The organism is Mesorhizobium escarrei (assembly GCF_935825525.1).
Classification (GTDB): Bacteria; Pseudomonadota; Alphaproteobacteria; order Rhizobiales; family Rhizobiaceae; genus Mesorhizobium; species Mesorhizobium escarrei.
This window is the reverse complement of the sequence record NZ_CAKXZT010000113.1, coordinates 187557-193952: the sequence shown is the minus strand read 5'-3', so window position 1 is coordinate 193952 and position 6396 is coordinate 187557. Positions and strand designations below refer to the sequence as shown.

The 6396-nt window shown below is 64.0% G+C and carries 4 protein-coding genes; 1 reads left to right on the top strand and 3 read right to left on the bottom strand.

Annotated features, from left to right (window positions below):
- Positions 1–350: 350 nt before the first annotated feature.
- The 3 genes from NMG80_RS08555 to NMG80_RS08545 all read right to left on the bottom strand — a co-directional run bounded on the left by NMG80_RS08555 (position 351) and on the right by NMG80_RS08545 (position 5076).
- Positions 351–1127, bottom strand: a complete 777-nt coding sequence (locus NMG80_RS08555; RefSeq protein ID WP_254017710.1) for an ABC transporter substrate-binding protein — start codon at positions 1125–1127, stop codon at positions 351–353.
- 114 nt (positions 1128–1241) lie between these two features.
- On the bottom strand, positions 1242–2987 hold the full coding sequence (locus tag NMG80_RS08550) for a hydantoinase B/oxoprolinase family protein (protein WP_254017709.1): 1746 nt from the start codon (positions 2985–2987) through the stop codon (positions 1242–1244).
- A gap of 1 nt (position 2988) precedes the next feature.
- On the bottom strand, positions 2989–5076 hold the full coding sequence (locus tag NMG80_RS08545; RefSeq protein WP_254017708.1) for a hydantoinase/oxoprolinase family protein: 2088 nt from the start codon (positions 5074–5076) through the stop codon (positions 2989–2991).
- A 219-nt stretch (positions 5077–5295) separates the two neighbouring features.
- Between NMG80_RS08545 and NMG80_RS08540 the strand changes: the two genes are divergently transcribed.
- Positions 5296–6123: a ferredoxin--NADP reductase gene (locus tag NMG80_RS08540; protein WP_027155993.1), complete on the top strand. Its 828-nt coding sequence runs from the start codon at positions 5296–5298 to the stop codon at positions 6121–6123.
- Positions 6124–6396 lie beyond the last annotated feature (273 nt).

Below are 6396 nucleotides of genomic sequence, written 5' to 3'. Positions count from 1 at the left end.
CTCAAATGCGATAGCCCTGCCACTTGGGGGGAGATCGGCCGTCACCACCGCCTTCGCGAACCGCCACCGTTGCAAGAGCGAGCGGTACGCCAAAGCTGCCGATCTCCCCCCTTGTGGGGGAGATGCCAAGTTTTTGGCAAAGAGGGCAGGACAGAGGGGGGCGCCTCGCTCCGCTATCAAAGGTTCTGCACCGCCGTGACGCTCTGGGGGCACGGCATGGATCCTGGGGTCTGCGCCGCGTCGCTTCGCTCCTTGCTTCGCCCCAGGATGACGAAGCGATGTAGCGATGATGGGCAGCCTACAGCAATTGCCCTGGCGTTTGAACAAGCACTCCGCTCGCTGCTCCCCGCCTACTCGCCGTAGACGTCGAAGGCAAAATACCTGTCGTTGATTTCCTTGTATTTGCCGTTGGCGCGCAGCGCGTCGATCGCCGCATCGAGCTTTTCGACCAGTTCCTTGTTGCCCTTCTGCAGCGCGATGCCGACGCCTGGGCCATGGATGGCCGGGTCGGGGGCCAGGGTGCCGAGCAGCTTGCAGCAGGCGCCCTCCGGCTTCTCCAGCCATTCGGTCAGCAGGATCGAGCCGTCCATCACCGCGTCGAGGCGACCATTGACCATGTCGGTGCGGGCGTCGTCGCCGGTCGGATACGGTTTTATGGTCGAGCCTGCGTATTTCTGCTCGGCGAAATTCTGGTGGATCGTGGCGCTCTGCACGCCAAGCGCCTTGCCTTTCAGGTCCTCGGGCGAGGTGCCTGATACAGTCGAATCCTTCGGCACTGCGATGGCCGGCGGCGTCTGGTAGTATTTGTGGGTGAAGTCGACCTTCTCGGCGCGTTCCGGCGTGATGGTGATGTTGATGATGGCGTCGAACTTGCCCGCCTGCAGCGCCGGGATCGAGCCGTCGAAATCCTGCACGACGAACTCGCACTCGGCCTTCATCTCGGCGCACAGCGCCTTGCCGAGATCGATGTCGAAGCCGCCCAGCGTACCATCGGCATTGGCATAGTTGAAGGGCGGATAGGCGCCCTCGGTGCCAAGCCTGAGTTTCCTGTCCTGGGCGGAGGCAGCGCCGGTGGCGACCGCCATCGCGATGGAAGCGGCAGCCAAGAAACGAGCGAAAAGGCGCATGATCCAGATCTCCATTGATAGAAGAGTCTACGGAGTTTTGTGGGCGCGGCGGAGACGGAAGCGACATGCCCTGCGGCGATCACGGCGCAGCATGCTGATTGAGAGCTTCGGCGGTCAGCCGGCTGCTCGTGCCCGCTCGGTGGCGGCCTGGTCGATTGCCGACCCGTCCGCCGACAGGGCAACGCCAAATTTCTCGCTGGCCTGTTCGGGCGTATAATACCCCAGCCTGACATCCCGCAGCACCAGCTCCGGGTCGCGCTGCAGGGGATCGCCATAGCCGCCGCCGCCCGGTGTGCCGACGCGCACGCGGTCGCCGGTTTTCAGCGCGATGTCCTGCTCCTTGGAGAGGTGCGGCGGCACATGTTCCCTGCCGTCGCGAAAAACGGTCACCGTGTTGACCGCGCCGTCCCTGCCGCCGAGCGCGCCCTGCGGGCCGAAACGGCCGTGGTCCATGACGAAGGAGGCGCGGGCGTCGCCGCGCAGGATCTCGACCTCATAGGCGAGGCCGAAACCGCCGCGATGCTTGCCGGCGCCACCCGAGCCCTCGCGCAGGGCATAATGGCGGTAGAGCACCGGAAAAGCCTGCTCCATGATTTCGACCGGCGGCGATTTGGAAATGCCGATGGTCGAGCAGCCATTGCTCAAGCCGTCATGACCGGCATTGCCGCCATAGCCGCCGCCGGAGATCTGGTACATGACGTAGTCGCGGCCGCGGGCCGGGTCGTTGCCGCCGAGCGCGAAATTGCCGCTGGAGCCGGCCGGAGCCGCCGTCACCTTGTCCGGCAGCGCCTGAACCATTGCCGCGAACACCGCCTCGGCGATGCGCTGCGAGACCTCGGCCGCACAGCCCGACACCGGGCGCGGATATTTGGCGTCGAGAAAAGTGCCTTCCGGCCGCTTGACAACCAGCGGCTCGAAGGCGCCGGCGCTGATCGGCACGTCGGGGAAAATGTGGCGCATGGCGAGGTACACCGACGACAAGGTCGTCGCCAGCACGCTGTTCATCGGCCCGGCGCACGGCTTTGACGAGTCTGAGAAATCGAAGCTGAGCGTGTCGCCGTGTTTCTCCACGGCAAGCGCGATGGTCAGCGGCTCGTTCACCACCCCGTCGGAATCGACGAATGCCTTGGAGCGATAAATGCCGTCGGGAATGGCCGATATGTTGGCGCGCATCTGTTCGGCGGCGCGGCGGCGCAATTCGGCGACGGCCTCGACGACTGTTTCATTACCGTAACGATCCAGGATTCCATTAAGCCTGTCCTGACCGATCAGCAGTGCTGCCGCTTGCGCCCGGATGTCGCCGATGCGCTGGTCGGCAACCCTGATGTTCGAGCAGATGATGGCGTAGATCTCGGGATCGAGCACGCCCTTCTTGAACAGTTTCACCGGCGGCAGCCGCAGGCCTTCCTGCTCGACCGCCGTTGCCGAGGCGGAAAAGCCGCCCGGGACCGAGCCGCCGATATCGGGCCAGTGGCCGGTGTTCGACAGCCAGCAGAATATTTTTCCGTCCCTGTAAACCGGCATGGCGAAGCGCACGTCCATCAGATGGGTGCCGCCGAGATAGGGGTCATTGACGATGTAGATATCGCCGGGCTCCGGCGGCAGGCAGCGTCCGTCGGCGATCATTTCGATCACCGTTCTGGTCGAATACTGCATCACGCCGACGAACACCGGCAGGCCCTGGCTGCCTTGCGCGATCAGTGAGCCGTCGAGCGCCGAATAGATGCCGTCGGAACGGTCATTGGCCTCGGCGATAACCGGCGAAAAGGCAGCGCGCGAAAACGTCAGGTCCATCTCGTCGCAGACTTGTTGCAGCGCCGCCTGGATGACCGAAAGCGTAATGGCGTCGAGCTTTTGCATCTCAGGCCTCAATGCCGATGTCGATGATGATGTTGCCGTCGGCGTCCGAGCGCGCCCGGTCGCCGGGCTCGAGCACAGTGGTGGCGTCCATCTGTTCGAGGATCGCCGGCCCTTCAACGACGGCGTCGAGCGGCAGCTTTTCCCTGCTGTAGACCGGCGTATCGTGCCAGCGTCCGCCGTACCAGACCGGCCGGATCTCGCGGCGCGCCTCGTCGAGCGTTTTGGCGCGGCCAGCCGGGTCGATCAATCGCGAAAGATCGATCGCCGGCCGCACGCCGGTGACCGAGGTGTTGAGGTTGACCAGATTGGCGCGGATTTCCGGCAGCTCGACCTTGAAGCGGGCGAAATAGGCCTTTTCGAACAGTTGCTGCAATGTTTCACGTGTCACCGTGGATGACGGCAGCGGTACATTGATGATGTGGGTCTGGCCGACGAACTGCATGTCGGCGGAATGGCTGACGCGGATCGTCTCCGGTTTCACCGCTTCCTTGCCGATCAGCTCTTCGCCCTCGTTTCGGTGTCGTTCCAATATCGTGTGAAGCTGGGTTTCATCGAGACCGGCCACCGCCTGGTTGACGGTGTTGACGAAATCGTGCCTGAGATCGGCGACGACGCAGCCGAGCGCATTGGTGATGCCTGGCCGCGCCGGCACCAGCACTTTTGGCAGGCCGAGTTCGCGCGCCAGCGCTGTCGCATGCAGCGGCCCGGCGCCGCCGAAGGCGAACAGCGCGAAATCGCGCGGGTCGTGGCCGCGGGACACCGAGACCATGCGGATGGCGCCGGCCATCTTGATGTTGCCGAGCCGCAGCACCGCGCCCGCCGCCTCGACGCCGGACAGGCCGGTGGGGCGGCCGATCCTGTCCTCGAATATGCCGGTGACGCGTTCGACGGTGACCGGATTTTCGACCGCGAGCAGCTTGTTCGGCGCCAGCCGGCCGAGCACCAGGTTGGCATCGGTGATGGTCGGCTCGCTGCCGCCGCGCCCGTAGCAGATCGGGCCGGGATTGGCGCCGGCGCTTTCCGGGCCGATCTGGATCAGGCCGGCCGCATCGACGCGGGCGATCGAGCCGCCGCCGGCGCCGACGGTGTGCACCGCCACCATCGGCACATGGATCGGCATCGCATATTCGATCTCGATCTCGTTCGACACCGCCGGTTCGGCATTGCGGATCAGCGCCACGTCGGTCGAGGTGCCGCCCATGTCGTAGGTGACCAGGTTTTCGAAGCCGGCGCGTTTTCCGGTATAGGCGGCGGCGATGACGCCGGAGGCCGGACCCGACATCACGGTCTTGGCCGATTCACGGGTGACAAAGCGGGCCGAGATCATGCCGCCATTGCCGTTCATGATCAGGAAGTCGCGGGCGTAGCCTTTTGCTGCCAATTCCTTGCGCAGCCGCTCGACGTAGCGTTCGAGGATCGGCTGCACCGAGGCGTTGACCGAAGCGGTGACGCCGCGCTCGAATTCGCGCGCTTCCGACAGCAATGCATGGCCGGTGGTGATGTAGCTGTTCGGCCAAAGCTCGGCGGCGATCTCGGCGGCGCGCCGCTCATGTTCCGGATTGGCGTAGGAATGCAGGAAATGAATGACGAGGGATTCGCAACCGGCCGCGATCAGCGCCTTCACCGCTGCGCGCATTTCGGCATCGTCGAGCGGAATGCGCACCGCGCCCGAGGCTTCGACGCGCTCCGACACTTCTAGGCGCAGATTGCGCGGAATGATCGGGACGAAGCGGCCGGTCATGCCATAGGCCTGCGGCCGTGTGCGCCGGCCAAGCTCGATGACGTCACGAAAGCCGCGCGTGGTGATCATGCCGGTCTTGGCCAGCCGGCGTTCGAGCACCGCGTTGGTGGTGGTGGTCGTGCCGTGCACGATGAGGTCGATGCCGCGGATGGGAAAACCGGTGGCACCGAGCGCCGAAACGACCCCAAAAGCCTGGTTGTCGATGGTGGTCGGGGTCTTGGCGATATGCACCTTGCCACCGTGACGCCCGTCGATCAGAAGCAGGTCGGTAAAGGTTCCGCCGACATCGATGCCGGCGACGACGCTGCCCGAGGAATCCAGCGTCTGCGCCGAAAAATTCTCTTCCATTGTCGAAATCCGAAATGTCAGGACTACAGATATGTCTCAGTTTGGAAAGGTGTTTCCCGCTGGCGTCTTGACGCAAATATCATTTGTATACTAATAAATTCCGGACACAAGAGCTTACCGCTTCGTCGTGGGCAAACGGCACGCCGGAACCTGATCGGTTCGGGCGCGCAGCAGAAGGTTTGGCGTCAGCACCTCGGGTTGGCCAGAAGGTTAGGTTTGATGAACACCACATCCGCGCTCAACATCGCCGGCGCCCGGCCGCTGCAGTTCCCGATACCGGCCAATGTCTATGCCGAAACCGTCGTCTCGGTGAAGCACTATACCGACCGGCTGTTTTCGTTCCGCATCACCCGGCCGCAGTCGCTGCGTTTCCGCTCCGGCGAATTCGTCATGATCGGCCTGCCCAACGCCGAAAAGCCGGTGTTCCGCGCCTATTCGATCGCCAGCCCTGCCTGGGACGACGAACTGGAATTCTTCTCGATCAAGGTGCCGGACGGCCCGCTGACCTCGGAGTTGCAGAAAATCGAGATCGGCGACACCGTCATCATGCGGCAGAAATCGACCGGCACGCTGGTGGTCGACGCGCTGACCCCGGCCAAGCGCCTGTTCATGATCTCGACCGGCACCGGCATCGCGCCCTTCGCCAGCCTGCTGCGCGATCCCGACACTTTTGAGAAATTCGAGCAGGTCGTCCTGACCCACACCTGCCGCGACAATGCCGAACTCACCTACGGCCAGGAGCTGGTTGCAGAGCTGGAGAACGACCCGCTGATCGGCGAACTGACCGGTGGCCGCGTCACGCTCTACAATTCGACCACGCGCGAAACCTCCGAGCGCATGGGCCGCATCACCGCGCTGATCGGCTCGGGAAAATTCTATGCCGATCTCGGCATCGACAAGCTCGACCCCGAGACCGACCGCATCATGATCTGCGGCTCGATGCATATGCTCAGGGATGTCAAGGAACTGGCCGAAAGCCTCGGCTTCGAGGAAGGCTCGCTGCATCATCCGGCAAGCTTCGTCGTTGAGCGCGCTTTCGTCGGGTAGAGCCTCGACACACTTCGTCATCCCAGGGAGAAGCAAGGAGCGAAGCGACGCGGCGCAGACCCTGGGATCCATTCCGTGACATCAGAGCGTCACGACGGTGCAGAACCTTTGATGCCGGCGGGACAGCGCCCCCCTCTGTCCTTGGGGGGAGATCGGCCGTGATCCCGGCTTTCGCCAATCACCACCGCCGCAAGAGTGAACGGAGCGCTGAAGCTGCCGATCTCCCCCCTTGTGGGGGAGATGTCCGGCAGGACAGAGGGGGCGCCAAGGATC

Bases quoted from the DNA above. Each gene is read 5' to 3' on its own strand.
- NMG80_RS08550 (WP_254017709.1), bottom strand. From the start codon at position 2,987: ATGCAAAAGCTCGACGCCATTACGCTTTCGGTCATCCAGGCGGCGCTG.
- NMG80_RS08540 (WP_027155993.1), top strand. From the start codon at position 5,296: ATGAACACCACATCCGCGCTCAACATCGCCGGCGCCCGGCCGCTGCAG.
- NMG80_RS08555 (WP_254017710.1), bottom strand. From the start codon at position 1,127: ATGCGCCTTTTCGCTCGTTTCTTGGCTGCCGCTTCCATCGCGATGGCG.
- NMG80_RS08545 (WP_254017708.1), bottom strand. From the start codon at position 5,076: ATGGAAGAGAATTTTTCGGCGCAGACGCTGGATTCCTCGGGCAGCGTC.